Here is a 21,103-nt window from a genome sequence, read left to right on the forward strand (position 1 = left end):
ACCAGATGGGTCAGAAAGTACATCCAACTGGCATTCGACTGGGTATTGTTAAAGATCACACTTCTACATGGTTTGCAGAAGGCAGTGATTACGCTGACAACCTGAACAACGATCTGCAGGTGCGTTCTTTCCTGCAGAACCGTCTGAAACAGGCTTCTGTAAGCCGGATTCAGATTGAGCGCCCAGCTCAGAATGCTCGTATAACCATTCACACTGCCCGTCCAGGCATCGTGATTGGTAAGAAAGGCGAAGATGTTGAAAAACTGCGCAACGAAGTCACTAAGATGATGGGCGTGCCTGTACACATCAATATCGAAGAAATTCGTAAGCCTGAACTGGACGCAAAACTGGTAGCAGAAAGTGTTGCTAGCCAGCTGGAGCGTCGTGTGATGTTCCGTCGCGCTATGAAGCGTGCGGTACAGAACGCAATGCGTCTGGGCGCCAAAGGTATCAAAATTCAGGTATCTGGTCGTCTGGGTGGTGCTGAAATTGCACGTTCTGAGTGGTATCGCGAAGGTCGTGTGCCTCTGCACACACTGCGTGCTGACATTGACTACGCGACTGCTGAAGCAAACACCACATACGGTGTAATCGGTGTTAAGACCTGGATCTTCAAAGGCGAAATCCTGGGTGGCATCGAGGAAGTACGTGCTAAGCAGAACGCGCCTAAGAAAAAAGGCAAGTAGGAGATAGACAATGTTACAGCCAAAGCGTACCAAGTTCCGCAAGGTACAAAAAGGCCGCAATCGTGGTCTAGCTCGCGGACATAATGTGAGCTTCGGTGAATTCGGTCTGAAAGCCACGGGTCGTGGTCGTCTGACAGCACGCCAAATTGAAGCGGCACGTCGTACAATGACGCGTCACATCAAGCGTGGTGGTAAGATCTGGATCCGTGTATTCCCGGACAAGCCGATCACAGGTAAGCCATTAGAAGTGCGTCAGGGTAAAGGTAAAGGTAACGTTGAATACTGGGTATGCCAGATTCAGCCGGGCCGTGTACTTTACGAGATGGAAGGTGTATCAGAACAGCTGGCTCGTGAAGCATTTGCTCTGGCCGCTGCCAAGCTACCTTTCGCAACCACCTTTGTTAAGCGGACGGTGATGTAATGAAAGCAGCAGAACTGCGTGAAAAGTCAGTTGAAGAGCTGAAAGAGCAGCTGACTGACCTGCTTCGTGAACAATTCAATCTGCGTATGCAGAAGGGGACTGGTCAGCTGACTCAGACTCACCTGCTGAAACAGGTTCGTCGAGACATCGCTCGTGTGAACACTTTGCTGAATGAAAAAGCAGGTAACTAAAGATGGCTGAGACTGAAAACAACGCCCGTACACTTACCGGTAAAGTGGTAAGTAACAAGATGGACAAGTCCATCACTGTACTGGTTGAGCGTCGCGTAGCACACCCGATCTACGGTAAGTATGTCCGCCGTTCAACCAAACTGCATGCACATGACGCAGACAATAGCTGCAACATGGGTGATGTAGTGACTATCCAGGAATGTCGTCCTCTATCGAAGACTAAAACCTGGACTTTGGTGAGCATCGATGAGCGTGCTGTAGAGCTGTAAGCTCGGCACAGATCGAACTTTAGTTAAGCGTATTTGGTTTGGAGAAGAACCGATGATTCAAACGCAAAGCATGCTTGATGTGGCCGACAACAGCGGCGCTCGTCGTGTAATGTGTATTAAGGTGCTGGGTGGTTCCAAGCGTCGTTATGCACGTGTTGGTGACATCATCAAAGTAACCGTTAAGGAAGCTATTCCTCGCGGTAAAGTGAAGAAAGGTCAAGTCCTGAAGGCTGTAGTGGTTCGCACTAGGCAGGGGATTCGTCGTCCAGACGGTTCAGTAATCCGTTTCGATGGCAACGCAGCTGTAATGCTGAATGCTAACGACGCCCCAATCGGGACCCGTATCTTCGGCCCGGTAACCCGTGAACTGCGTGGCGAAAAGTTCATGAAGATTATTTCCTTGGCGCCAGAAGTGCTATAGGGAGCGAGAGACCGGCTATGCGTAAGATTAAGCGTGAGGACGAGGTAATCGTCATTGCGGGTAAGGATAAAGGCAAGCGTGGTACCATTAAGCGTGTACTGCAAGATGGTCGCATTGTCATTTCTGGTGTGAACATGGTTAAGCGTCACACCAAGCCAAACCCGATGTTAGGCACCCAGGGTGGTATTGTTGAGCGCGAAGCGCCAATTCATTCCTCCAACGTTGCCATCTATAACAAAGAAACCAACAAAGCTGATCGCGTTGGTTTCAAGGTCTTGGAAGATGGTTCCAAGGTTCGGATTTACAAGTCGACCCAGAAAGAGATCGACGCCTAAGCGAGTCAGGTAACATCATGGCGAGACTGAAAGAGTTATATAAGTCAGAAGTTGTAGCCAAGTTGCAGGAGCAGTTTGGTTACAACAATGTGATGGAGGTTCCTCGCATCACAAAAGTGACTCTAAACATGGGTATCGGCGATGCAACCAGCGATAAGAAGCTGATTGACAGCGCAGTTGCAGATCTAGAGCAACTGAGTGGCCAGAAACCAGTCGTAACTAAAGCACGCAAATCTGTTGCTGGCTTTAAGGTACGTGAAGGTTGGCCAATCGGTTGTAAAGTGACTCTGCGTGCTGATCGTATGTGGGAGTTCCTGGATCGTTTGGTTGATATCTCTATTCCACGTGTACGTGACTTCCGCGGCCTGAATCCGAAGTCATTTGACGGTCGTGGCAATTACAGCATGGGTGTTCGTGAACAGATCATCTTCCCTGAAATTGACTACGATAAAGTGGATCGCATCCGCGGTTTAGATATCACTATCACTACCACGGCTGACAGCAACGAGGAAGGCCTGGCACTGTTAAGTGCTCTGCAATTCCCGTTCAAGAAATAGGGGTAGGATCATGGCAAAAGTAAGTATGGTTCAGCGCGAAGCTAAGCGCGCTAAACTGGTTCAGAAGTACGCTGCAAAGCGTGCTGAACTGAAAGCACTGATTGCAAACCCTGCGACTTCTGAAGAAGATCGTTGGGACGCGCAGCAGAAGCTGCAAAAAATGCCTCGTGACGCTAGCCCTGCACGTCAGCGCAATCGCTGTCGTGTTACTGGCCGTCCGCATGGCTTCTACAACAAGTTCGGCCTGAGCCGTATCAAGTTGCGTGAAGCTGCCATGCGTGGTGATGTTCCTGGCCTGCGTAAAGCAAGCTGGTAAACGCGTAGTATTAGGAGCGCGAACCGAATGAGCATGCAAGACACACTGGCGGATATGTTTACCCGTATCCGTAATGCACAGATGGTAGCTAAGGAGACTGTCTCCATGCCTTCTTCAAAAATGAAGGTAGAGCTGGCACGCGTGCTGAAGGAAGAAGGTTACATCACAGATTATTCTGTTGAGGGTGACGTTAAACCTTCTCTGACTGTTGAACTGAAGTACTTCGAAGGCAAGCCTGTAATCGAAAAGATTGAGCGTGTCAGTAAGCCGAGTCTGCGTAGCTATAAAGGCACTGCGGACCTGCCGAAGGTCGAAGGTGGTCTGGGCGTAGCGATCGTATCTACCTCTAAAGGTGTTATGACTGATCGCGCAGCACGCCAGGCCGGTGTTGGTGGCGAAGTCATCTGCACCGTATTCTAGGAGATCGAAATGTCCAGGGTAGCAAAAAGTCCTGTTCAATTGCCAGCTGGTGTTGAATTCAAGCTGGATGGCCGTCAGGTTACTGTTAAAGGTAAAGAAGGCGAGCTGAAGCTGGATCTGCACGCAGATGTTGCAATTGAACAAAACGAAAACGTGCTGACCTTTGCCCCGGTTTCTGAGAAAGCATCATGGGCACAAGCGGGTACCGCTCGTGCTCTGATTAGCAACATGGTACAAGGTGCAAGCGAAGGCTTCACCAAGACACTGAATATTAATGGTGTTGGTTACCGTGCTCAGGCTAAAGGCAAAGAAATCAACCTGTCTCTTGGTTTCTCACACCCAGTTGATTACCAACTGCCAGAAGGTGTGACTGCTGAAACTCCAAGCAACACTGTAATCGTACTGAAAAGTGCTGATAAACAGCTGCTGGGCCAGGTTGCTGCAGAGATTCGTGCTTATCGTCCACCTGAGCCTTATAAAGGTAAGGGTATTCGCTATGCGGATGAGCACGTACGTCGCAAAGAAGCTAAGAAGAAGTAAGGCAGGGTTATGAGCGCTAAGAAAGAGTCTCGTTTACGTCGCGCGCGTCGTGCACGTGCCAAAATGCGTGAGCTCGGCGTACACCGTCTGTGTGTAAACCGCACCCCGCGTCATATTTATGCTCAAGTTATCAGCCCAGACGGCGGTCAGGTTCTGGCCGCAGCATCTACTGTAGATGCCACTCTGCGTGATGGTGCTACCGGTAACGTAGAAGCAGCCGGCAAAGTAGGCAAACTGATTGCTGAACGCGCTAAGGCAGCGGGTGTAACTAAGGTTGCGTTTGATCGCTCCGGTTACAAGTATCATGGCCGCGTTAAGGCGCTGGCTGATGCTGCCCGTGAAGGCGGTCTGGAATTCTAAGGGTAAAAGCGATGGCGAATATTGAACAGAAAGGTGCTGAGCTGCAAGAGAAGCTAGTTCAGGTCAACCGTGTCGCCAAGGTAGTTAAGGGTGGTCGTATCTTCGGCTTCACTGCTCTGACTGTCGTTGGTGATGGCAATGGCCGCGTTGGCTTTGGTCGTGGTAAAGCACGTGAAGTTCCAGTTGCTATTCAAAAGGCAATGGAACAAGCGCGCCGCAACATGGTACAGGTTCAGCTGGATGGCAACACCCTGCAGTACCCTGTAAAAGCACGTCACGGTGCTTCCAAGGTTTACATGCAGCCTGCATCTGAAGGTACCGGTATTATTGCTGGTGGCGCAATGCGTGCTGTATTGGAACTGGCTGGTGTACAAAGCGTTCTGGCCAAGTGCTATGGCTCTACTAACCCAGTGAACGTGGTTCGTGCGACTGTTAAAGGTCTGGCGAACATGAACGCTCCTGAGGATGTAGCAGCTAAGCGTGGCAAGAGTGTAGAAGAGATCCTGGGGTAAGTATCATGGCAAAAATCAAGGTAACTCTTACCCGTAGCCCAATTGGTATTCTGCCTAAACACAAATTGTGTGTTAAAGGCCTGGGTCTGCGTCGCATCGGTCACACTGTTGAGCTGGAAGATACTCCTTCCGTTCGCGGCATGATCAACAAGGTTAACTACCTTGTTACAGTTGAAGGAGAGTAATCATGCATCTGAATACTCTAAGTCCGGCTCCAGGTTCCAAACCTTCTAAGAAGCGTGTTGGTCGTGGTATCGGTAGTGGTCTGGGTAAGACTGGTGGCCGTGGCCACAAAGGTCAGAAATCCCGCTCTGGTGGTTCTGTAAAACCAGGTTTTGAAGGTGGTCAGATGCCACTGCAGCGTCGTCTGCCAAAATTTGGTTTCACTTCTCGCCAAGCTGCTTTCACTGCTGAAGTACGTCTGCATGAGCTGGCTAAAGTTGAAGCTGAAGTGATTGATATCGCTGCGCTGAAGCAAGCGGATATCATCAAAGATGACACCAAACGTGTACGCGTTATTCTGTCTGGTGAAATCGACAAAGCAGTAACTGTAAGCGGCCTGGAAGTAACCAAGGGTGCACGTGCAGCGATTGAAGCTGCAGGCGGAAAGGTTGAAGAATAATGGCTAAATCAGGATCTGTACCAGCAGGGGCACAAAAAGGTTTAGGCGAGCTTTGGGCGCGTCTGCGTTTTGTGTTTATCGCAATTGTGGTTTACCGCATTGGCGCGCACATTCCTGTTCCTGGTATCAATCCTGAAAGGCTGGCTGCTTTGTTTGAGCAGAGTCAGGGCACCATTCTGAGCTTGTTTAACATGTTCTCGGGTGGTGCTCTGGAGCGTATGAGTATCCTGGCACTGGGCATTATGCCCTACATTTCTGCCTCGATTATCATGCAGCTGCTGACCGTGGTTTCACCTCAGCTGGAACAGCTGAAGAAAGAAGGTGAGGCCGGTCGACGCAAAATCAATCAATACACCCGCTACGGCACAGTGGTGTTGGCAACGGTGCAATCGATTGGTATGGCAGTCGGTCTTGCTGGTCAGGGCGTCGCGTTTGCGGCGGATTTCAGCTTCTACTTTGTAGCTGTTACCACCCTGGTCTCAGGTGCGATATTCCTGATGTGGCTCGGTGAGCAAGTAACAGAACGCGGTATCGGTAATGGTATATCCATTCTGATTTTCGCTGGTATTGTTGCAGGTTTACCTGGAGCTATTGGCCAGTCCTTCGAACAGGCGCGTCAGGGTGATATCAATATCCTGGCCCTGCTGGCGATTGGTGTACTGGCTGTTCTGACTGTTGCTTTTGTTGTGTTTATGGAGCGCGGCCAGCGTCGCATCACCGTAAACTATGCAAAGCGTCAGCAAGGACGGAAGGTGTTTGCAGCACAGTCAAGCCACTTACCGCTGAAAGTAAATATGGCTGGTGTTATCCCGCCAATTTTTGCTTCCAGTATTCTGTTGTTCCCGGCCTCTATTGGCCAATGGTTCGGCCAAAATGAAAGTATGGCATGGCTGCAGGAAGCCTCATTGGCACTTGCACCAGGTCAACCATTGTATATCTTGCTTTTTGCGCTCAGTGTAGTATTCTTCTGCTACTTTTATACAGCACTGGTATTTAACCCCAAAGATGTCGCTGACAACCTGAAGAAATCAGGTGCGTTCATTCCTGGCATCCGCCCTGGGGAGCACTCAGCTCGTTATATCGATGGAGTAATGTCTCGTCTGACATTGTTTGGCGCATTGTACATTACTGCTGTGTCTCTTATGCCACAGTTCCTGGTTGTTGCCTGGAGTGTACCGTTTTACTTCGGTGGTACTTCCCTGCTGATTGTTGTAGTCGTTGTCATGGACTTTATGGCTCAGGTGCAGTCGCATCTTATGAGTCATCAATATGAGTCCCTGATGAAAAAATCGAACTTGAAAGGTTATGGTGGTGGTAGCGGAATGCTACGCTAAACCAAGCCTGAATATTGGAGTTTGATCGAATGAAAGTTCGTGCATCTGTTAAGAAGATCTGCCGTAACTGTAAGATCATTCGTCGCCGTGGTTCTGTTCGCGTAATTTGCGCAACTGATCCTAAGCACAAACAACGTCAGGGCTAATCCTGACCTTGGGTCACGAAGGCAATACACCTTGATATTTTTTATATCAAGGTGTATTCTTTTGCGCCCTTCGTGAACATTAAACTGAAGAGCAATCGCTCGTATATCGGAGATAGCTGAATGGCCCGTATTGCAGGTGTCAATATTCCCGACAATAAGCATGCGGTGATCTCGCTGACCTATATCTTTGGTATCGGCTCTACCACCGCTAAAAGTATTCTGGCGGCAGTTGGTATTGAGCCATCTACCAAGATCGCAGATCTGTCTGAAGACGTTCTGGACCAGGTTCGTAACGAGGTAGGCAAGTACACTGTTGAAGGTGACCTGCGCCGCGAAATTAGCATGAATATCAAGCGTCTGATGGACCTTGGTTGCTATCGTGGTCTTCGTCATCGTCGCAGTCTGCCCGTCCGTGGTCAGCGCACCAAGACTAACGCGCGTACTCGTAAAGGTCCGCGTAAACCGATTCGCAAGTAATTGTGAAGCTTTTTACAGGAAACATACATTATGGCTAACCCAGCACGTAACCGTAAAAAAGTTAAAAAGACTGTGGTGGACGGTGTAGCACACATCCACGCATCTTTTAACAATACGATCGTTACGATTACTGACCGCCAGGGCAACACCCTTTCTTGGGCAACTGCCGGTGGTTCGGGTTTTCGTGGTTCTCGTAAGAGTACCCCGTTCGCAGCTCAAGTAGCTAGTGAACGTGCTGCGACCGCAGCAGCCGAATATGGTGTTAAAAACGTAGATGTACTTGTTAAGGGTCCAGGACCAGGCCGTGAGTCTGCTGTTCGTGCACTTAACGCTGCTGGCTTTAAAGTTGGCAACATTACTGACGTTACACCTATTCCGCACAACGGTTGTCGTCCACCTAAGAAACGTCGTGTGTAAGGGAGCGGAAATAGATGGCTCGTTATATTGGTCCTAAGTGTAAGCTTTCACGTCGTGAAGGCGTAGACTTATTCCTAAAAAGCGGTGTAACCGCTTTTGAAAACAAGTGCAAATCCGAAACTGCTCCTGGTCAACACGGTCAGCGCCGTGGTCGTCTGTCTGACTACGGTCTGCAGCTGCGTGAGAAGCAAAAAGTTCGTCGTATCTACGGCGTTCTGGAAAAGCAATTCCGTAACTACTACAAAGAAGCAGCTCGTCTGAAAGGTGCAACGGGTGAAAACCTGCTGCAACTTCTGGAAAGCCGTCTGGACAATGTAGTATTTCGCATGGGCTTTGGTTCCACTCGTGCAGAAGCACGTCAGCTGGTAAGCCACAAAGCGATCCAGGTGAACGGTCGTACAGTTAACATCGCATCTTACCAGGTTAAGGCGGGTGATGTTGTTGCAGTACGTGAGAAATCCAAGAACCAGCTGCGTATTCAAAACGCACTGCAACTGGCTTCTCAGCGTTCTGACGTACAGTGGGTTGACGTTGACAGCAAGAAAATGGAAGGTACTTTCAAGGCTAAGCCTGAGCGTATTGACCTGTCTGCTGACATCAACGAAAACCTGATTGTTGAGCTGTACTCCAAGTAATCTCTGAGTAATCATCTGGCAGCTAAATAAAGGTAATTCTATGCAGCGTTCAGTGACAGAATTTCTTCGCCCACGTGAAATCAAGGTTGAAGAAGTAAGCGCTACTCGTGCAAAAGTGATCCTAGAGCCTTTTGAGCGAGGTTATGGTCATACTCTGGGTAATGCCCTGCGTCGTATTCTTCTGTCTTCTATGCCGGGTTGTGCCGTAGTAGAAGCGGAAATCGAAGGCGTATTGCACGAGTACAGTGCAGTTGAAGGTGTTCAGGAAGACGTTATCGAAATCCTGTTAAACCTGAAAGACGTAGCAATTATCCTGCACGGCCGTGATGAAGCAGTACTGACGCTGAATAAGAAAGGTCCTGGTGCAGTGACAGCTGGAGATATCCAGCTGGATCATGATGTTGAAATCGTTAATCCAGAGCACGTAATTGCTCACCTGAACGACGGTGCAGAGTTCAAAATGCAACTGAAAGTTCAGCGTGGTCGTGGTTACGAGCCTGCTGATGCACGCCAATCTGCTGAAGACGAAAGCCGTTCTATCGGTCGTCTGCAGCTAGATGCGACCTTCAGCCCAGTACGCCGTGTGTCTTACGTTGTAGAAAGCGCTCGTGTTGAGCAACGTACAGACCTGGATAAACTGATTATCGATCTGGAAACTGATGGCACTTTAGATCCTGAAGAAGCGATCCGTCGTTCTGCGACTATCCTTCAGGAACAGTTGGCTGCCTTTGTTGATCTTGAGACTGACAAAGAGCAAGAACCCGAGGAAGAAGAAGATCAGATTGATCCTATTCTTCTGCGTCCGGTTGATGATCTGGAACTGACTGTTCGCTCTGCAAACTGTCTGAAAGCCGAGAACATCTACTACATTGGTGATCTGATTCAGCGCACCGAAGTAGAACTGCTGAAGACGCCGAACCTTGGTAAGAAGTCGCTGACTGAAATCAAGGATGTACTGGCCTCTCGCGGTCTGTCTCTGGGTATGCGGTTGGAAAACTGGCCGCCAGCAAGTTTAAAGGGTGACGAGAAGGTATCAGCCTAATCTCGATCATCACGGTTTGGTAAGGAACTGAAAAATGCGTCATCGTAAGAGTGGTCGTAAATTTAATCGTAACAGTTCACACCGTAAGGCCATGTTTAAAAACATGGTTAACTCTCTGGTGGAACACGAACTGATTAAAACTACACTGCCTAAAGCTAAAGAACTGCGTGGCCACATTGAGCCACTGATCACTTTGGCTAAGAACGACTCTGTAGCTAATCGCCGTCTGGCATTCGCTCGTACTCGTTCTGATGCAGTGGTAGGTAAGCTGTTTACAGATCTGGGTCCACGCTATCAGAATCGTCCAGGCGGTTACGTTCGCATCCTGAAATGCGGCTTCCGTGCTGGTGACAACGCGCCTATGGCGTACGTTGAACTGGTAGATCGTCCAGTTGTAGAAGCTGACGACGAGTAAGCAATTGCTCGACAAAAACCGGCCTTTATGGCCGGTTTTTTTATGCCTGAAATGTAGCCATTAACTATCCTGCCCATTTTTACATACCGTTCATGGCTCCTCACCGGAACCGTTTTCATCAGCCGTCAGATTAATGTCCTGCCTTTCCAAATCTCAGTCTCCAATAGACAAAAAAATACCGCATCGTCTAAACGACACGGCATCTTTTCAATAAGCTAACTATCACTGGCTACACTCTGTCCAGCCTTCAGCCTCCTAAACGAGCTATTTCTTTAACAGTGGCCCCAGGAAGCGCCCTGTATGGGATATTTCCATCTTAGCCACTTGCTCTGGTGTACCTTCAGCGATAATTTGACCACCCCCAGAACCCCCTTCAGGCCCCAGATCGATCAGCCAGTCCGCCGTTTTAATCACATCCAGATTGTGTTCGATCACCACAATGGTATTACCGTGATCACGTAAGCGCTGAAGCACTGCCATCAACAGCTGAATATCTTCGAAGTGAAGACCAGTGGTTGGTTCATCGAGAATATAGATGGTTTTACCTGTATCACGCTTGGATAGCTCTTTTGCCAGCTTAACCCGCTGAGCTTCACCACCGGAGAGTGTTGTCGCACTCTGTCCTAAACGAATATAGGACAGGCCAACATCCATCAAGGTCTGTAGCTTACGTGCAAGAGCAGGCACCGCAATAAAGAATTCCAGTGCGTCCTCAATGGTCATCTCGAGCACTTCATGGATATTCTTGCCTTTGTAACGTACTTCCAGAGTTTCGCGGTTATAACGTTTACCCTTACACACATCACAAGGAACATAGATATCCGGCAAGAAGTGCATCTCAACCTTGATCAGGCCATCGCCCTGGCAGGCTTCACGGCGACCGCCTTTCACGTTAAAGCTAAATCGCCCCGGTTTATAACCCCGGGAGCGGGCTTCCTGAGTACCTGAGAACAGCTCACGAATTGGCGTAAAGATACCAGTATAGGTTGCAGGGTTAGAACGTGGCGTACGACCAATTGGGCTCTGGTCGATATCGATCACTTTATCAAACAAGTCTAAGCCTTCTATAGACTCATGCTCTGCTGGTGTCAGGCTGGTATTACGATTCAGCTCACGGGCCAGAATCGGATACAAGGTGCCGTTAATCAGCGTGGATTTACCGGAACCAGACACACCCGTAATACAGGTAAACAAACCTGCTGCGATATTCAGATCCACATTCTTCAGGTTATTCCCTTTTGCACCCTTGAGTCGCAATATCTGCTCTGGATGTGCCGGGATACGCACCTTAGGCACAGCGATTTCTTTTTTGCCAGATAGATATTGACCGGTCACCGAGTCAGGGTTATCCATAATCTCCTGCGGTGTGCCCTGAGCCACAATTTGACCACCGTGGACACCGGCACCCGGGCCTATATCCAGCACGTGATCCGCATGACGAATGGCATCTTCATCGTGCTCAACCACAATCACCGTATTACCAAGATCCCTTAAATGGGTCAGCGTCGCAATCAGGCGTTCGTTGTCTCTCTGATGCAGACCGATAGACGGCTCATCAAGGATATACATCACGCCCACCAGACCAGCACCGATCTGACTGGCCAAACGAATACGCTGGGCTTCACCGCCGGACAGAGTATCGGCGCTACGCTCAAGATTGAGGTAATCAAGACCCACATTGACCAAAAACTGCAGGCGCAGACGAATCTCGGTCAAAATCTTAGCGGCAATCTCACCTTTACGGCCTTCCAGCTGTAGATTGGTGTAGTAGTCAAAGGCTTCACCAATGGGCATGCAAGTAATATCAGGCAGGTTCTTTTCTGCCAGCAAGACATGACGGGCTTCTTCACGCAGACGCGTGCCGTGACAGCTTGGACAAGGTTGTACGCTCAGATACTTGCTTAACTCTTCCCGTACCATCTGAGATTCGGTATCCCGGTAACGCCGTTCCATATTGGGAATCACGCCCTCAAAGGGATGATTACGGGTCACCTTATCGCCACGGTCGTTGATATAGATAAATTCCAGCTTGGTTTGTCCGCTGCCGTATAGCACCTTATCCTGATGCTCTTTTGGCAGCTTTTTCCAGGGTGTCTCCAGCTTAAAACCGTAGTGTTTAGCAACAGAACTCAGCATAGAGAAGTAATAGACACTGCCGCGATCCCAGCCACGAATCGCACCTTCTGCCAGGCTGGAATCCTCATTGGTGATCAGCTTGCCTTCATTAAAGAACTGGTGAGTCCCCAGACCATCACAGGTCTGACAGGCTCCGGCCGGGTTATTAAATGAGAATAGACGGGGTTCCAGCTCCTGAATGGAATAACCGCATTCAGGACAGGCAAATTTGGAGGAGAAGGTGATATCGTCCTGCTCGCCGTCCATAAAGTGCACGATGGCTAAGCCATCCGCCAATTGCAGTGCCGTCTCAAAGGATTCCGCTAAGCGCTGCTGTTGATCGTCACGTACCTTAATTCGATCAACGACGACCTCAGTGGTGTGCTTCTTGTTTTTATCCAGTACCGGTAATTCATCCAGGTCATAGACCTTTTCATTGATTCGCACACGAACAAAACCCTGACCCTTCAGTTCGCCAAACAGGTTCAGGTGTTCTCCTTTACGGGCGCGTACCACAGGAGCCAGTAACATAATCTTGCTGCCTTCCGGTAGGGCTAACACCTGATCCACCATCTGACTGATCTCTTGCGCTTCCAATGGCAAGTGATGGGTTGGACAGTGTGGCGTACCGGCACGGGCAAACAGCAGACGCAGGTAGTCGTAGATCTCTGTAATGGTACCAACCGTGGAGCGAGGGTTATGAGAGGTCGACTTCTGCTCAATGGAGATGGCCGGTGACAGACCCTCGATATGATCCACATCGGGCTTTTCCATCATCGATAGGAACTGACGGGCATAGGTGGACAGAGACTCCACATAACGCCGCTGCCCCTCCGCATACAGGGTATCAAACGCCAGGGAGGATTTTCCTGATCCGGACAGCCCGGTGATCACCACCAGCTTATCCCGAGGGAGATCAAGGTTGATGTTTTTCAGGTTATGGGTACGGGCACCGCGAACCAGGATCTTATCCATTGAATCTAACCACTCAGATAACTTACGACACTAAAGGGACAGACATTATAGAGACACGTCGGAGCCACGAACAGACTCCTGTATGCTTAAACAGGAAAAAACTAACAGAATACTCTATCGGCGGTGGTATTGGCGGGGGGATAAAGAGTAAAATGTCCGGCTATTCTGAACGGGGCCCAGCGTGTGCCGGTGCCGTCAAAGCAAGCAAGAGGTAAAGAACGTCGATGAGTATCGAGTCGATGACCGCAGGCGAACGCCGGGCGGTATCAGGTCTGGCCGGTTTGTATGTCCTGCGTATGCTGGGACTTTTTATGGTACTGCCTGTGCTTTCGATCTACAGCGCCGACCTGGAAGGTGCCACTCCGGCATTGATTGGTATTGCGATTGGTAGTTATGGTCTGACCCAGGCGCTGTTGCAGATCCCGTTTGGTTTCCTGTCGGATAAGGTCGGCCGCAAAACCGTGATTGTTTTGGGGCTGGTGCTGTTTGTTATTGGCAGTATTGTTGCCGCCATGTCCGAATCGATTTATGGTGTCATTATTGGCCGCTGTCTGCAGGGCAGTGGTGCCATTGCCAGTAGTATTATGGCGCTGCTCTCAGACCTGACCCGTGAACAGATGCGGACCCGCGCCATGGCCGTAGTGGGTATGAGTATCGGTATCTCCTTCTCTGTCGCGCTGGTACTGGGTCCTGTGATCTCCCAACCCTTCGGTCTATCCGGCTTATTCTGGTTTACAGCGCTCTTGGCATCGCTTGGTCTACTGGTGATCTGGAAATGGGTTCCGACACCGCAACTGTACTCGCCTCAGCGTGATGCCACGGTACAGAAAAAACAGATCTTCGAGATGCTTAAACATCCTGAACTGCTGCGTCTGGATATGGGTATTCTGATTCTGCATCTGGTGATGACCGCCACCTTTGTGGTAGTTCCACTGCGTTTAGTCGAGTTGGGACTGACTGCACCTCAGCACTGGATGGTGTATCTACCGATTATGATCCTGGCGTTTTTCGCCATGGTGCCCTTTATCATCATCGCTGAGAAAAAGCGTAAGATGAAACCCATCTTCCTATTGGCGATCTCTCTGGTTGCCATCTCTCAGATTCTGATGGGACTGACCACCGCCGACAGCCAAATCATGCTGTTTGGATTGCTGTTTGTATACTTTATGGCCTTCAACCTATTGGAAGCCAGCCTGCCATCCATGATCAGCAAGATCTCACCGGCGGGCCAGAAAGGCACCGCAATGGGTGTTTATTCCAGTAGCCAGTTCTTTGGTGCCTTTATCGGTGGTGCAGCCGGTGGCACCATTTACGGAGCCTGGGGCATCGACGCCGTACTGATTTTATGTGGTGCGCTGGCGCTGATCTGGGTAGCGATTGCCTGGGGTATGCAGCCACCGAAACACCTGACCGGGAAAGTGATCACTCTGCCGGAAAGCTGGCAGGAACAGACCGATCAGATCGTCGCCAAACTGCTGGCGATTCCTGGTGTAGAAGAAGTGGTGATCGTCGCCGACGAAAAAGCCGCTTATATGAAGATCGATAAAGAATCGTTAGACGAACAGGCCCTGGCTTCGGCGCTGGCCTGACCTTAATTATCTGGAGAAAACAATGTCTCGTGGTATCAATAAAGTAATTCTGGTAGGTAATGTGGGTCAGGACCCTGAAGTGCGTTACCTGCCAAACGGCGGCGCAGTCGCCAACGTATCAATCGCTACCAGTGAAAGCTGGATGGATAAAAACAGTGGTCAGCGTCAGGACCGCACCGAATGGCACCGTGTAGTGTTCTTCGGCAAACTGGCCGACGTGGTAAGCCAGTACGTGAAAAAAGGCTCTAAGCTATACGTTGAAGGTAAGCTGCAGACCCGTAAATGGCAGGATCAAGCTGGTCAGGATCGTTACACCACAGAGATCGTTGTCGACGGTTTCAACGGCGTAATGCAGATGCTGGATAGCCGCGATGGCGGCATGGGTGGCGGTGCATCAGCAGGAATGCCTCCCCAAGGCGGGTATGGCAACAACCCAGCGGCACAGCCAATGGGCGGTCAAATGGGCGGCCAGCCGATGCAACAAGCAGCACCTCAGCACGCGCCACAACAGCCAAGCTATCAGCAACCGGCTCAACAAGCGCCACAGCAGCCGAGCTACCAGCAGCCAGCGCCTGCTCCTCAGCAAGCACAACAATCTGCTCCGCAGCAACAAGCGCCTCAGCAGGCTCCTGCTCAACCCGCTAGCCAGTTTGGCTCACCGGCCAGCAACCCTGGTCAGAGCTTTGATGATTTCGACGATGATATCCCGTTCTAAAACATAGATATCTTGTAAAAATCTTCTTTAAGGCCCCATTTTACGGGGCTTTTTATTTTGTAGGTGTGCTGCTTTTTGCTTTGAGAGAGGAAATAGCTCTTAGCAGGTCATAGAGAACTCTTTTAAATTCACACTGTTAATACAGTCTCATCCAAACTTGCAGACAAACACTAAGGTTCTAGATGTTTTCAGTATGACTTGTTTTTTGACTGTGAGTAAAAAATAGTTGCTTTCTGTGAAAAAATAGCTATTATCACAGATGTACAAGGTGTATCACCTTGATGCTCTCAAAAAGATATAACCTTAATCTGAACAAGATTGTGACTCTCTTGAGTCGATTGCCTTTGGCGATCAACTACCCAGCAAAATTCCAACGGCACTAGCTATTAGTGAGATAGTGGATAAATTCGACTGGAGGGGCTAACAAGTAGCCCAAGAATGAGTGACCTGTGCTGTCCATGGCATTTCTATTCAGTTCAGTATTGTTTTGTCGACTGGTGCGATATTGCACTGAATGACAGAGAGGTTTTCGATTATGAAAAATAATCGCCATCTTTTAGAGAAATCCATTGAATCGTTAAAAATGATTCAGTTGGAGATGCATGATGTTATGGACAGCAGCAAGCGTGATGAACTTGATAAGATTATTCTAGATCTTGAGCAGTATGGAGATCAAAAGACTTCTTCCCAATTACTGGATTTATTGGGTAAGTGTCTTAGCCTAGTACCTACTGTAGAGAAGCTATTGAGAATGTTATCTGAGTTCTAAGTAACGCTCCGTTTGCAACAGGTCACTTCTCTTCTTTGGAGGTATACCTATGAATATTGGAAGGGCTCTGACCCTATGCCGTACTCAAAAGGGGATGACAAAAACCAAGCTTTCACAAGCAGCTGACGTGTCAGTTTCATATTTGACCTTGTTGGAGCAAGGCAAACGAGATCCCAATCTTTCGACCATTAATCAAATATGTAAGGCGATGAATGTACCAATGAGCATTTTTATGTTCTTGGCATCTGATGCACGTGATAGAGAAGGGATTAGCAACGAACTTGCTGAAAAGCTCTCTCATACGGCACTTTCTTTGATGGAGCCTGAGATTGCGAAAACCTAACTACCCCCATGCACCAATAGGTGATTTAGATAAACTTGCTCTTGCCCTTCATGTTTCGAAGAAAGGTTTGCAAACAGTTACAGCTCAGTCAAATGACCTCTTTTTTTTAACGCGAAAAATTAAGAAAGAAGATGGCTCTTATCGATTAACTTATGATGCAAAACCATCTTTAAAGTCATTGCATGGGAAGATTTGTGAAGCCTTCTTGAAGCGTGTCGAGTACCCTGATTATCTTCAAGGAAGCATCAGAAAAAGAGATTATCTAACAGATGCTAGGAGTCATGTCGGTTCCAAAGTCCTAATCAGTGAAGACATCACCAACTTTTTTCCTTCTATTTCTAAGAAAACGGTTCATGAAATGTGGGTCGGGGTGTTTGGTTTCTCAAATATTGTTGCTGAATGCTTAGCTGAGCTTGTGACGATGAATGGTGATGTTGTACAAGGAGCTAAGACAAGTAGCTACATTTGTAACTTGGTACTCTGGAATCGAGAAGCCCAGCTTGTAAGCCAGTTGAGAAAAAAGGGATTAGTTTATACGAGGTACGTTGATGACATAACCGTATCTTCTAGACGATCACTTAGTAAATCTGAGAAATCTAGGATAATCAGTTCTATTTATTCTATGTTCCGTAGTATTGGTGCAAAACCTAATCGTAGAAAGCATAAAATCATGCCCAGAAATACTCAGCAAGATGTGCATGGTGTTAATGTCAATAAAGACCGCCCTACGATGCCAATGGAAAAGAGAAATCAGATCCGAGCAGCTGTACATAGGTGTGAAATCGCATTTAATGGACGACCAAGCTCTAGTGAGTATGTATCCCTGTTCAATAGCGTAATGGGTAAAGTAAACACAATGGGTAGGATGCATAGGTCTGAGGCAGGAAAGCTCAAGGCTCGACTGTTACAAGTAAAACCAGTTATCACTTGATACTTAGAATATATCTTGCGGTACGATTATGTTTTATAAAATGTACTCACCGAGACTTCTCTGCAGTGGGTATTTCTAATTGGATGGAAAAGCGTTTAAGGGCTGGTGCTTAACGTGCGACTTCCAGATGGCGGTTGGAGTGCATTTCCAGATAATGGAACAGCTGGATAATGACCATGTTCCTCGGTAAGCACCGGATCCAGCACCACAACCTGCTTCGCAGTTAGCACCAGCCAGCAACCCTGGTCAGAGCTTTGATGACTTCGACGACGATATCCCGTTCTAAGCCATTAGATCTGTTGATATCGTGAGAGAAAATAGCTGCCCTATAATTTTAGCGCAGCTATTTTTTTACCCAATCCACGAGCATCAGTCCGTCGATTCTTTCAAACTCTCGAGTATTGTTGCTGACAAGGGTTAATCCTTCACTGCGCGCATGACCGGCAATATGGAGATCATTAACGCCGATAGTTTTGCCTTGGCGCTCCAATGAGGCTCGGATATTGCCGTAGTGATCAGCGGCTTTATTTCCGTAATCCAATACCTCAAGGCGTGAGACAAAATCTTCGACATTACGAAGATTTTTCTCTGGTACTGCACTTTTCTCAACGCCGTGCATCAGTTCTGCCAGAGTGATGCTGCTAATGCACATCTGTCCGGCATATTTGTTAAAGGTCTCCAGTACTTCTATTGGACGCCTTTTAATCACGTAGATAACAATGTTGGTATCCAGCATAAACCTGAGCATTAGAAGCTTTCCCTTTCAGGCTGATCCTGGCTGGCGCGTTCTGCCATAAAGTCATCACTAACACCTTCTTCCGCCAGAAAAAAACTATCCCAGGTGTTTTCTACCGGTGTCAGAATGCGCTCCTTACCTACGACACGCACGTTAACCTTTTTCACATCCTCAGGAAACCGAGTATCTGCTGGTAGGCGCACAGCCTGAGTACGGTTATTGATAAATACGGTGCCTTGGGACATAACAGACCTCCAGAAAGCGTTACTGAACTGCTAATTAGCAGATGTATATAGCATAGCTGAGAGTCGAGCTTTTACGAAGCTGAGAAATAAAAGTACCCACTGGACTCGTCATCTCAACATTCCCAATATGCCGAGGTTATCTCCGCTGAGATGAAGGACGCTACAGTTTCTAAAAAGAACTCTCTGTCCCCATTGTAACGATGATAACTGTGCCTTTTTTCACGCCATCAACAATGAGAGCCTTTTGTTTGAGCGAAAGTATGTCCGGCAGCGCTGGTGACATCGATTCGAAAGATATATGAGTGGTTAGTCTGGGATAAGTGGATGAGCAAAGCGGTTTTTTCAAAGACGTCTTCAACAGACGTTGTGCTGGAAGATGCATTTTGGGAAGCAGATAGCGGTTGGGAAGAGTATTTTCTCAACCAAAGTGTTTGGGTGCATATGGATGAATACAGTCCTCATCTGGTTGGTGATGAAGACTATTCCCGGATTATTATTCATTCAAGCAATGATAGCGGCTGGAAATATAGTCGTAGGCTGAAGGATAGAGATCTTGTCCATGCTGTGTTTGCCGCGATAAAGAAACCCGTATCTGAGAAAAACTTGATGGAGCTGGGTTTCGAGAAATGGTGCGGGGCTGATGCTTAACTTTGCTGTACGTTGTGCGGGCATAGCTTCTTTTTTCAGCAAGCAATCTGTGATGAACCAAAAAAAGCCCATATAGATCGCTCTATATGGGCTTTGATATTTGGGAGGTCGCTGGTGCTTAACGTGCCACTTCCATATGACGGTTGGAGCGCATTTCCAGATAACGGAACAGCTGGATAATGGCCATGCTCATCAGCAGGTAGATCACACCGGCGGCCAGGAAGATCTCAATGGGCGTATAGGTGCGGGCGATAATGGTTCGGGCCATACCGGTCAGATCCAGCAGGGTGATGGTGGAGGCCGGGGCGCTGCCTTTTAGCATCAGAATCACTTCATTACCGTAAGCGGGCATAATCATACCCAGTGCACGCGGTAGCATAATGCGTTTATACAGCTGTACCTTGCGCATACCGATACTCTTCGCGGCTTCCACTTCACCTCTTGGTACGGCTCCCAGTGCGCCACGCAGAATCTCGGCGGTATAAGCCGCAGTATTTAATGAGAAGGCGATAATGGCACACCAGTAAGGCTCTCTCAGGTAAGGCCATAGACTGCTTTCACGGATGGATTCAAACTGGGCGATACCGTAGTACACCAGAAAGATCTGTACCAGCAGTGGAGTGCCACGGAAGAAAAAGATATAGCCGTAGGGAATCGCTTTTAACCACCAACGGTGGGAGTGACGGGCCAGACCAATGGGCAGTGCCAGCAGGGAACCGATAATGCCCGAGACCAGTACCAGTTCTAATGTCGTGACGGCACCCTGTAGCAGGCGCGGGAAATACTCAACGATAACTGCAAAATCCATTAGGCTTGTCCTCCCCAGCGATTGGTGCGTTTTTCCATATAGTGAATAAAGACCATAGAAACAATGGTCAGACTGAGATAAAGGAAAGCCGCTGCGCTATAGAACAGGAAGGGATCTTTGGAATAGCTCACCGCTTCACGGGTTTTCATCATAATATCGTGCAGGCCCACCACAGAGACCAACGCGGTGTCTTTCAGCAGTACTAGAAACAGGTTACCCAATCCAGGCAGTGCCAGCTTCCAGACCTGTGGCATAGTGATTCGGAAGAAGATTTTCATGGGCGACATGCCGATGCTTAAACCGGCTTCACGCTGTCCCTTAGGAATGGCAATAATGGCGCCGCGCAGTACTTCGCTGGCGTAAGCACCAAAGGTTAAACCCAGTGCAATCACACCGGCGGTAAAGGGGCCGATCTCAATATATTCGTCGTAACCAAATTGACGAGCGATGGCCATCAATAGGGTTGCGGTACCGAAGTAGATAATCAGTACGGTCAGCAGTTCTGGAATACCGCGAATCACGGTGGAGTACAGGGTGGCGATCTTTTGGGCGATGCGGTTATCGGACAGGCGGGCGACCGCTGCCAGTGTACCCAGAATCAAACCCACAACCAGACTGGCCATTGCCAGCTGGATGGTGATCGTCGCGCCTTCCAGCAACTGATCACCAAAACCTTGGAGGTCAAACATCTTAGCGTCCTCTTGTTTGCATGAGCGATCGAGTCACGAAGCTAATACCATTACTGATAAATTCTTTGATATTTGGGTAGGTTGGATAAGCGAAGCGCCATCCGACACTGACCTGGATACCTGATTATTGTCGGAAGGCGCCTACGGCTTTTCCGACCTTGTATCTCTCCGGAAATCAGGGTTAGCTACCTTGATGACCTGTAGAGTCCGGTGATGTTGGTTCCGACCTTAGTGTTTGACGCTGTAATGTAGATAAACGCCCAGACTCTCATTGTTCTCATACATTGAATGGTATCCAAGCACCTGTTTTCAGTGATGCTGCATATACAAGGTAAATGAGAGATGCATTATATAGGTATTGATATTAGTAAAGCCAAACTTGACTGCTGCTGGCTGCGTGATGTCGACAAAAGCAAGTTTAAAA

General features: G+C 48.6%; 32 protein-coding genes. 27 read left to right on the plus strand and 5 right to left on the minus strand.

Annotated elements, in window-relative coordinates:
• Positions 1-5: 5 nt before the first annotated feature.
• From rpsC to rplQ, 21 genes are all read left to right on the plus strand, one after another.
• Entirely contained in the window at positions 6-686 is a 681-nt protein-coding gene (gene rpsC, locus H579_RS0115350; RefSeq protein WP_028301423.1) for a 30S ribosomal protein S3, read from the plus strand.
• Positions 687-696: 10 nt separating this feature from the next.
• Entirely contained in the window at positions 697-1,107 is a 411-nt protein-coding gene (gene rplP / locus H579_RS0115355; protein ID WP_028301424.1) for a 50S ribosomal protein L16, read from the plus strand.
• Positions 1,107-1,298, plus strand: a complete 192-nt coding sequence (gene rpmC, locus H579_RS0115360) for a 50S ribosomal protein L29 (protein ID WP_028301425.1) — start codon at positions 1,107-1,109, stop codon at positions 1,296-1,298. The genes rplP and rpmC overlap by 1 nt, the downstream gene beginning before the upstream one ends.
• A 2-nt stretch (positions 1,299-1,300) precedes the next feature.
• Positions 1,301-1,567: a 30S ribosomal protein S17 gene (rpsQ, locus tag H579_RS0115365; RefSeq protein ID WP_028301426.1), complete on the plus strand. Its 267-nt coding sequence runs from the start codon at positions 1,301-1,303 to the stop codon at positions 1,565-1,567.
• 52 nt (positions 1,568-1,619) lie between these two features.
• Positions 1,620-1,988, plus strand: a complete 369-nt coding sequence (rplN, locus tag H579_RS0115370) for a 50S ribosomal protein L14 (protein WP_028301427.1) — start codon at positions 1,620-1,622, stop codon at positions 1,986-1,988.
• Positions 1,989-2,005: 17 nt separating this feature from the next.
• On the plus strand, positions 2,006-2,323 hold the full coding sequence (gene rplX, locus H579_RS0115375; protein WP_028301428.1) for a 50S ribosomal protein L24: 318 nt from the start codon (positions 2,006-2,008) through the stop codon (positions 2,321-2,323).
• A 17-nt stretch (positions 2,324-2,340) separates the two neighbouring features.
• Entirely contained in the window at positions 2,341-2,880 is a 540-nt protein-coding gene (gene rplE / locus H579_RS0115380; RefSeq protein ID WP_028301429.1) for a 50S ribosomal protein L5, read from the plus strand.
• A 10-nt stretch (positions 2,881-2,890) separates the two neighbouring features.
• Complete coding sequence (rpsN, locus tag H579_RS0115385; protein WP_028301430.1) at positions 2,891-3,196, plus strand: 30S ribosomal protein S14; 306 nt, start codon at positions 2,891-2,893, stop codon at positions 3,194-3,196.
• Positions 3,197-3,223: 27 nt separating this feature from the next.
• A complete protein-coding gene (rpsH, locus tag H579_RS0115390; protein ID WP_028301431.1) occupies positions 3,224-3,616 on the plus strand; it encodes a 30S ribosomal protein S8 in 393 nt (130 codons plus the stop codon).
• A 9-nt stretch (positions 3,617-3,625) separates the two neighbouring features.
• Positions 3,626-4,156: a 50S ribosomal protein L6 gene (gene rplF, locus H579_RS0115395; RefSeq protein ID WP_028301432.1), complete on the plus strand. Its 531-nt coding sequence runs from the start codon at positions 3,626-3,628 to the stop codon at positions 4,154-4,156.
• 9 nt (positions 4,157-4,165) lie between these two features.
• Positions 4,166-4,516: a 50S ribosomal protein L18 gene (rplR, locus tag H579_RS0115400; RefSeq protein WP_028301433.1), complete on the plus strand. Its 351-nt coding sequence runs from the start codon at positions 4,166-4,168 to the stop codon at positions 4,514-4,516.
• An 11-nt stretch (positions 4,517-4,527) separates the two neighbouring features.
• Positions 4,528-5,028: a 30S ribosomal protein S5 gene (gene rpsE, locus H579_RS0115405; protein ID WP_028301434.1), complete on the plus strand. Its 501-nt coding sequence runs from the start codon at positions 4,528-4,530 to the stop codon at positions 5,026-5,028.
• 2 nt (positions 5,029-5,030) lie between these two features.
• Positions 5,031-5,213, plus strand: coding sequence for a 50S ribosomal protein L30 (rpmD, locus tag H579_RS0115410; protein ID WP_028301435.1), 183 nt, complete (start codon positions 5,031-5,033; stop codon positions 5,211-5,213).
• Positions 5,214-5,215: 2 nt separating this feature from the next.
• On the plus strand, positions 5,216-5,650 hold the full coding sequence (rplO, locus tag H579_RS0115415) for a 50S ribosomal protein L15 (protein WP_028301436.1): 435 nt from the start codon (positions 5,216-5,218) through the stop codon (positions 5,648-5,650).
• Positions 5,650-6,984 (plus strand): preprotein translocase subunit SecY, encoded by a 1,335-nt coding sequence (gene secY / locus H579_RS0115420; protein WP_028301437.1) that lies wholly within the window; start codon positions 5,650-5,652, stop codon positions 6,982-6,984. The genes rplO and secY overlap by 1 nt, the downstream gene beginning before the upstream one ends.
• A 29-nt stretch (positions 6,985-7,013) precedes the next feature.
• Entirely contained in the window at positions 7,014-7,130 is a 117-nt protein-coding gene (rpmJ, locus tag H579_RS28665) for a 50S ribosomal protein L36 (protein ID WP_084624164.1), read from the plus strand.
• A 120-nt stretch (positions 7,131-7,250) separates the two neighbouring features.
• A complete protein-coding gene (rpsM, locus tag H579_RS0115425; protein ID WP_028301438.1) occupies positions 7,251-7,607 on the plus strand; it encodes a 30S ribosomal protein S13 in 357 nt (118 codons plus the stop codon).
• Positions 7,608-7,637: 30 nt separating this feature from the next.
• Positions 7,638-8,024 (plus strand): 30S ribosomal protein S11, encoded by a 387-nt coding sequence (gene rpsK, locus H579_RS0115430; RefSeq protein WP_028301439.1) that lies wholly within the window; start codon positions 7,638-7,640, stop codon positions 8,022-8,024.
• 14 nt (positions 8,025-8,038) lie between these two features.
• Positions 8,039-8,659: a 30S ribosomal protein S4 gene (rpsD, locus tag H579_RS0115435; RefSeq protein ID WP_028301440.1), complete on the plus strand. Its 621-nt coding sequence runs from the start codon at positions 8,039-8,041 to the stop codon at positions 8,657-8,659.
• A gap of 40 nt (positions 8,660-8,699) precedes the next feature.
• A complete protein-coding gene (locus H579_RS0115440; protein WP_028301441.1) occupies positions 8,700-9,701 on the plus strand; it encodes a DNA-directed RNA polymerase subunit alpha in 1,002 nt (333 codons plus the stop codon).
• A gap of 34 nt (positions 9,702-9,735) precedes the next feature.
• Positions 9,736-10,116: a 50S ribosomal protein L17 gene (gene rplQ / locus H579_RS0115445; RefSeq protein WP_028301442.1), complete on the plus strand. Its 381-nt coding sequence runs from the start codon at positions 9,736-9,738 to the stop codon at positions 10,114-10,116.
• A 264-nt stretch (positions 10,117-10,380) separates the two neighbouring features.
• Here rplQ and uvrA read toward each other — a convergent pair whose 3' ends face one another.
• The gene (uvrA, locus tag H579_RS0115450) at positions 10,381-13,206 is read right to left on the minus strand and encodes an excinuclease ABC subunit UvrA (RefSeq protein ID WP_028301443.1); all 2,826 of its coding nucleotides are present in this window, start codon (positions 13,204-13,206) and stop codon (positions 10,381-10,383) included.
• Between the two features lie 224 nt (positions 13,207-13,430).
• Here uvrA and H579_RS0115460 point away from each other — a divergent pair, with 224 nt between their 5' ends.
• The 5 genes from H579_RS0115460 (at position 13,431) to H579_RS0115480 (ending at position 17,553) form a co-directional block, all read left to right on the plus strand.
• Positions 13,431-14,795: an MFS transporter gene (locus tag H579_RS0115460; RefSeq protein WP_028301445.1), complete on the plus strand. Its 1,365-nt coding sequence runs from the start codon at positions 13,431-13,433 to the stop codon at positions 14,793-14,795.
• A gap of 22 nt (positions 14,796-14,817) precedes the next feature.
• Positions 14,818-15,510 (plus strand): single-stranded DNA-binding protein, encoded by a 693-nt coding sequence (gene ssb / locus H579_RS0115465; protein ID WP_028301446.1) that lies wholly within the window; start codon positions 14,818-14,820, stop codon positions 15,508-15,510.
• Between the two features lie 535 nt (positions 15,511-16,045).
• The gene (locus tag H579_RS0115470; protein WP_028301447.1) at positions 16,046-16,279 is read left to right on the plus strand and encodes a hypothetical protein; all 234 of its coding nucleotides are present in this window, start codon (positions 16,046-16,048) and stop codon (positions 16,277-16,279) included.
• Positions 16,280-16,328: 49 nt separating this feature from the next.
• Positions 16,329-16,622, plus strand: a complete 294-nt coding sequence (locus tag H579_RS0115475) for a helix-turn-helix domain-containing protein (RefSeq protein ID WP_028301448.1) — start codon at positions 16,329-16,331, stop codon at positions 16,620-16,622.
• Positions 16,609-17,553: a reverse transcriptase family protein gene (locus H579_RS0115480; RefSeq protein ID WP_028301449.1), complete on the plus strand. Its 945-nt coding sequence runs from the start codon at positions 16,609-16,611 to the stop codon at positions 17,551-17,553. Before H579_RS0115475 ends, H579_RS0115480 begins: the two co-directional genes overlap by 14 nt.
• A gap of 343 nt (positions 17,554-17,896) precedes the next feature.
• Here the strand turns inward: H579_RS0115480 and vapC are convergent, their stop codons facing one another.
• Both vapC and vapB read right to left on the minus strand, forming a co-directional pair.
• On the minus strand, positions 17,897-18,301 hold the full coding sequence (gene vapC / locus H579_RS0115485) for a type II toxin-antitoxin system tRNA(fMet)-specific endonuclease VapC (protein WP_028301450.1): 405 nt from the start codon (positions 18,299-18,301) through the stop codon (positions 17,897-17,899).
• Complete coding sequence (gene vapB / locus H579_RS0115490; RefSeq protein ID WP_028301451.1) at positions 18,301-18,534, minus strand: type II toxin-antitoxin system VapB family antitoxin; 234 nt, start codon at positions 18,532-18,534, stop codon at positions 18,301-18,303. Before vapB ends, vapC begins: the two co-directional genes overlap by 1 nt.
• Before the next feature lie 324 nt (positions 18,535-18,858).
• Here vapB and H579_RS0115495 point away from each other — a divergent pair, with 324 nt between their 5' ends.
• Positions 18,859-19,182 carry a hypothetical protein gene (locus tag H579_RS0115495; protein ID WP_028301452.1) on the plus strand — a complete coding sequence of 108 codons (324 nt, stop codon included), beginning with the start codon at positions 18,859-18,861 and terminating at the stop codon, positions 19,180-19,182.
• A gap of 118 nt (positions 19,183-19,300) precedes the next feature.
• Here H579_RS0115495 and H579_RS0115500 read toward each other — a convergent pair whose 3' ends face one another.
• Both H579_RS0115500 and H579_RS0115505 read right to left on the minus strand, forming a co-directional pair.
• Positions 19,301-19,990: an ABC transporter permease gene (locus tag H579_RS0115500; RefSeq protein WP_028301453.1), complete on the minus strand. Its 690-nt coding sequence runs from the start codon at positions 19,988-19,990 to the stop codon at positions 19,301-19,303.
• Entirely contained in the window at positions 19,990-20,679 is a 690-nt protein-coding gene (locus tag H579_RS0115505; protein ID WP_028301454.1) for an ABC transporter permease, read from the minus strand. The genes H579_RS0115500 and H579_RS0115505 overlap by 1 nt, the downstream gene beginning before the upstream one ends.
• Positions 20,680-21,103: the final 424 nt, after the last annotated feature.

The sequence above is a fragment of the Oceanospirillum beijerinckii DSM 7166 genome, from assembly GCF_000422425.1.
GTDB lineage: Bacteria > Pseudomonadota > Gammaproteobacteria > Pseudomonadales > Halomonadaceae > Oceanospirillum > Oceanospirillum beijerinckii.

What these genes read in the sequence shown, in the direction of transcription:
- H579_RS0115495 (WP_028301452.1), top strand. Translation starts at nt 18,859, where the DNA reads ATGAGCAAAGCGGTTTTTTCAAAGACGTCTTCAACAGACGTTGTGCTG.
- rplF (WP_028301432.1), top strand. Translation starts at nt 3,626, where the DNA reads ATGTCCAGGGTAGCAAAAAGTCCTGTTCAATTGCCAGCTGGTGTTGAA.
- rplE (WP_028301429.1), top strand. Translation starts at nt 2,341, where the DNA reads ATGGCGAGACTGAAAGAGTTATATAAGTCAGAAGTTGTAGCCAAGTTG.
- rplN (WP_028301427.1), top strand. Translation starts at nt 1,620, where the DNA reads ATGATTCAAACGCAAAGCATGCTTGATGTGGCCGACAACAGCGGCGCT.
- rpsH (WP_028301431.1), top strand. Translation starts at nt 3,224, where the DNA reads ATGAGCATGCAAGACACACTGGCGGATATGTTTACCCGTATCCGTAAT.
- H579_RS0115505 (WP_028301454.1), bottom strand. Translation starts at nt 20,679, where the DNA reads ATGTTTGACCTCCAAGGTTTTGGTGATCAGTTGCTGGAAGGCGCGACG.
- vapB (WP_028301451.1), bottom strand. Translation starts at nt 18,534, where the DNA reads ATGTCCCAAGGCACCGTATTTATCAATAACCGTACTCAGGCTGTGCGC.
- rpsE (WP_028301434.1), top strand. Translation starts at nt 4,528, where the DNA reads ATGGCGAATATTGAACAGAAAGGTGCTGAGCTGCAAGAGAAGCTAGTT.
- rpsK (WP_028301439.1), top strand. Translation starts at nt 7,638, where the DNA reads ATGGCTAACCCAGCACGTAACCGTAAAAAAGTTAAAAAGACTGTGGTG.
- rpsQ (WP_028301426.1), top strand. Translation starts at nt 1,301, where the DNA reads ATGGCTGAGACTGAAAACAACGCCCGTACACTTACCGGTAAAGTGGTA.
- rpmJ (WP_084624164.1), top strand. Translation starts at nt 7,014, where the DNA reads ATGAAAGTTCGTGCATCTGTTAAGAAGATCTGCCGTAACTGTAAGATC.
- rplR (WP_028301433.1), top strand. Translation starts at nt 4,166, where the DNA reads ATGAGCGCTAAGAAAGAGTCTCGTTTACGTCGCGCGCGTCGTGCACGT.
- H579_RS0115440 (WP_028301441.1), top strand. Translation starts at nt 8,700, where the DNA reads ATGCAGCGTTCAGTGACAGAATTTCTTCGCCCACGTGAAATCAAGGTT.
- H579_RS0115470 (WP_028301447.1), top strand. Translation starts at nt 16,046, where the DNA reads ATGAAAAATAATCGCCATCTTTTAGAGAAATCCATTGAATCGTTAAAA.
- rplP (WP_028301424.1), top strand. Translation starts at nt 697, where the DNA reads ATGTTACAGCCAAAGCGTACCAAGTTCCGCAAGGTACAAAAAGGCCGC.
- rplO (WP_028301436.1), top strand. Translation starts at nt 5,216, where the DNA reads ATGCATCTGAATACTCTAAGTCCGGCTCCAGGTTCCAAACCTTCTAAG.
- uvrA (WP_028301443.1), bottom strand. Translation starts at nt 13,206, where the DNA reads ATGGATAAGATCCTGGTTCGCGGTGCCCGTACCCATAACCTGAAAAAC.
- rpsC (WP_028301423.1), top strand. Translation starts at nt 6, where the DNA reads ATGGGTCAGAAAGTACATCCAACTGGCATTCGACTGGGTATTGTTAAA.
- rplQ (WP_028301442.1), top strand. Translation starts at nt 9,736, where the DNA reads ATGCGTCATCGTAAGAGTGGTCGTAAATTTAATCGTAACAGTTCACAC.
- H579_RS0115475 (WP_028301448.1), top strand. Translation starts at nt 16,329, where the DNA reads ATGAATATTGGAAGGGCTCTGACCCTATGCCGTACTCAAAAGGGGATG.
- H579_RS0115500 (WP_028301453.1), bottom strand. Translation starts at nt 19,990, where the DNA reads ATGGATTTTGCAGTTATCGTTGAGTATTTCCCGCGCCTGCTACAGGGT.
- rpmC (WP_028301425.1), top strand. Translation starts at nt 1,107, where the DNA reads ATGAAAGCAGCAGAACTGCGTGAAAAGTCAGTTGAAGAGCTGAAAGAG.
- ssb (WP_028301446.1), top strand. Translation starts at nt 14,818, where the DNA reads ATGTCTCGTGGTATCAATAAAGTAATTCTGGTAGGTAATGTGGGTCAG.
- H579_RS0115460 (WP_028301445.1), top strand. Translation starts at nt 13,431, where the DNA reads ATGAGTATCGAGTCGATGACCGCAGGCGAACGCCGGGCGGTATCAGGT.
- rpsD (WP_028301440.1), top strand. Translation starts at nt 8,039, where the DNA reads ATGGCTCGTTATATTGGTCCTAAGTGTAAGCTTTCACGTCGTGAAGGC.
- rpsN (WP_028301430.1), top strand. Translation starts at nt 2,891, where the DNA reads ATGGCAAAAGTAAGTATGGTTCAGCGCGAAGCTAAGCGCGCTAAACTG.
- rplX (WP_028301428.1), top strand. Translation starts at nt 2,006, where the DNA reads ATGCGTAAGATTAAGCGTGAGGACGAGGTAATCGTCATTGCGGGTAAG.
- secY (WP_028301437.1), top strand. Translation starts at nt 5,650, where the DNA reads ATGGCTAAATCAGGATCTGTACCAGCAGGGGCACAAAAAGGTTTAGGC.
- vapC (WP_028301450.1), bottom strand. Translation starts at nt 18,301, where the DNA reads ATGCTCAGGTTTATGCTGGATACCAACATTGTTATCTACGTGATTAAA.
- rpsM (WP_028301438.1), top strand. Translation starts at nt 7,251, where the DNA reads ATGGCCCGTATTGCAGGTGTCAATATTCCCGACAATAAGCATGCGGTG.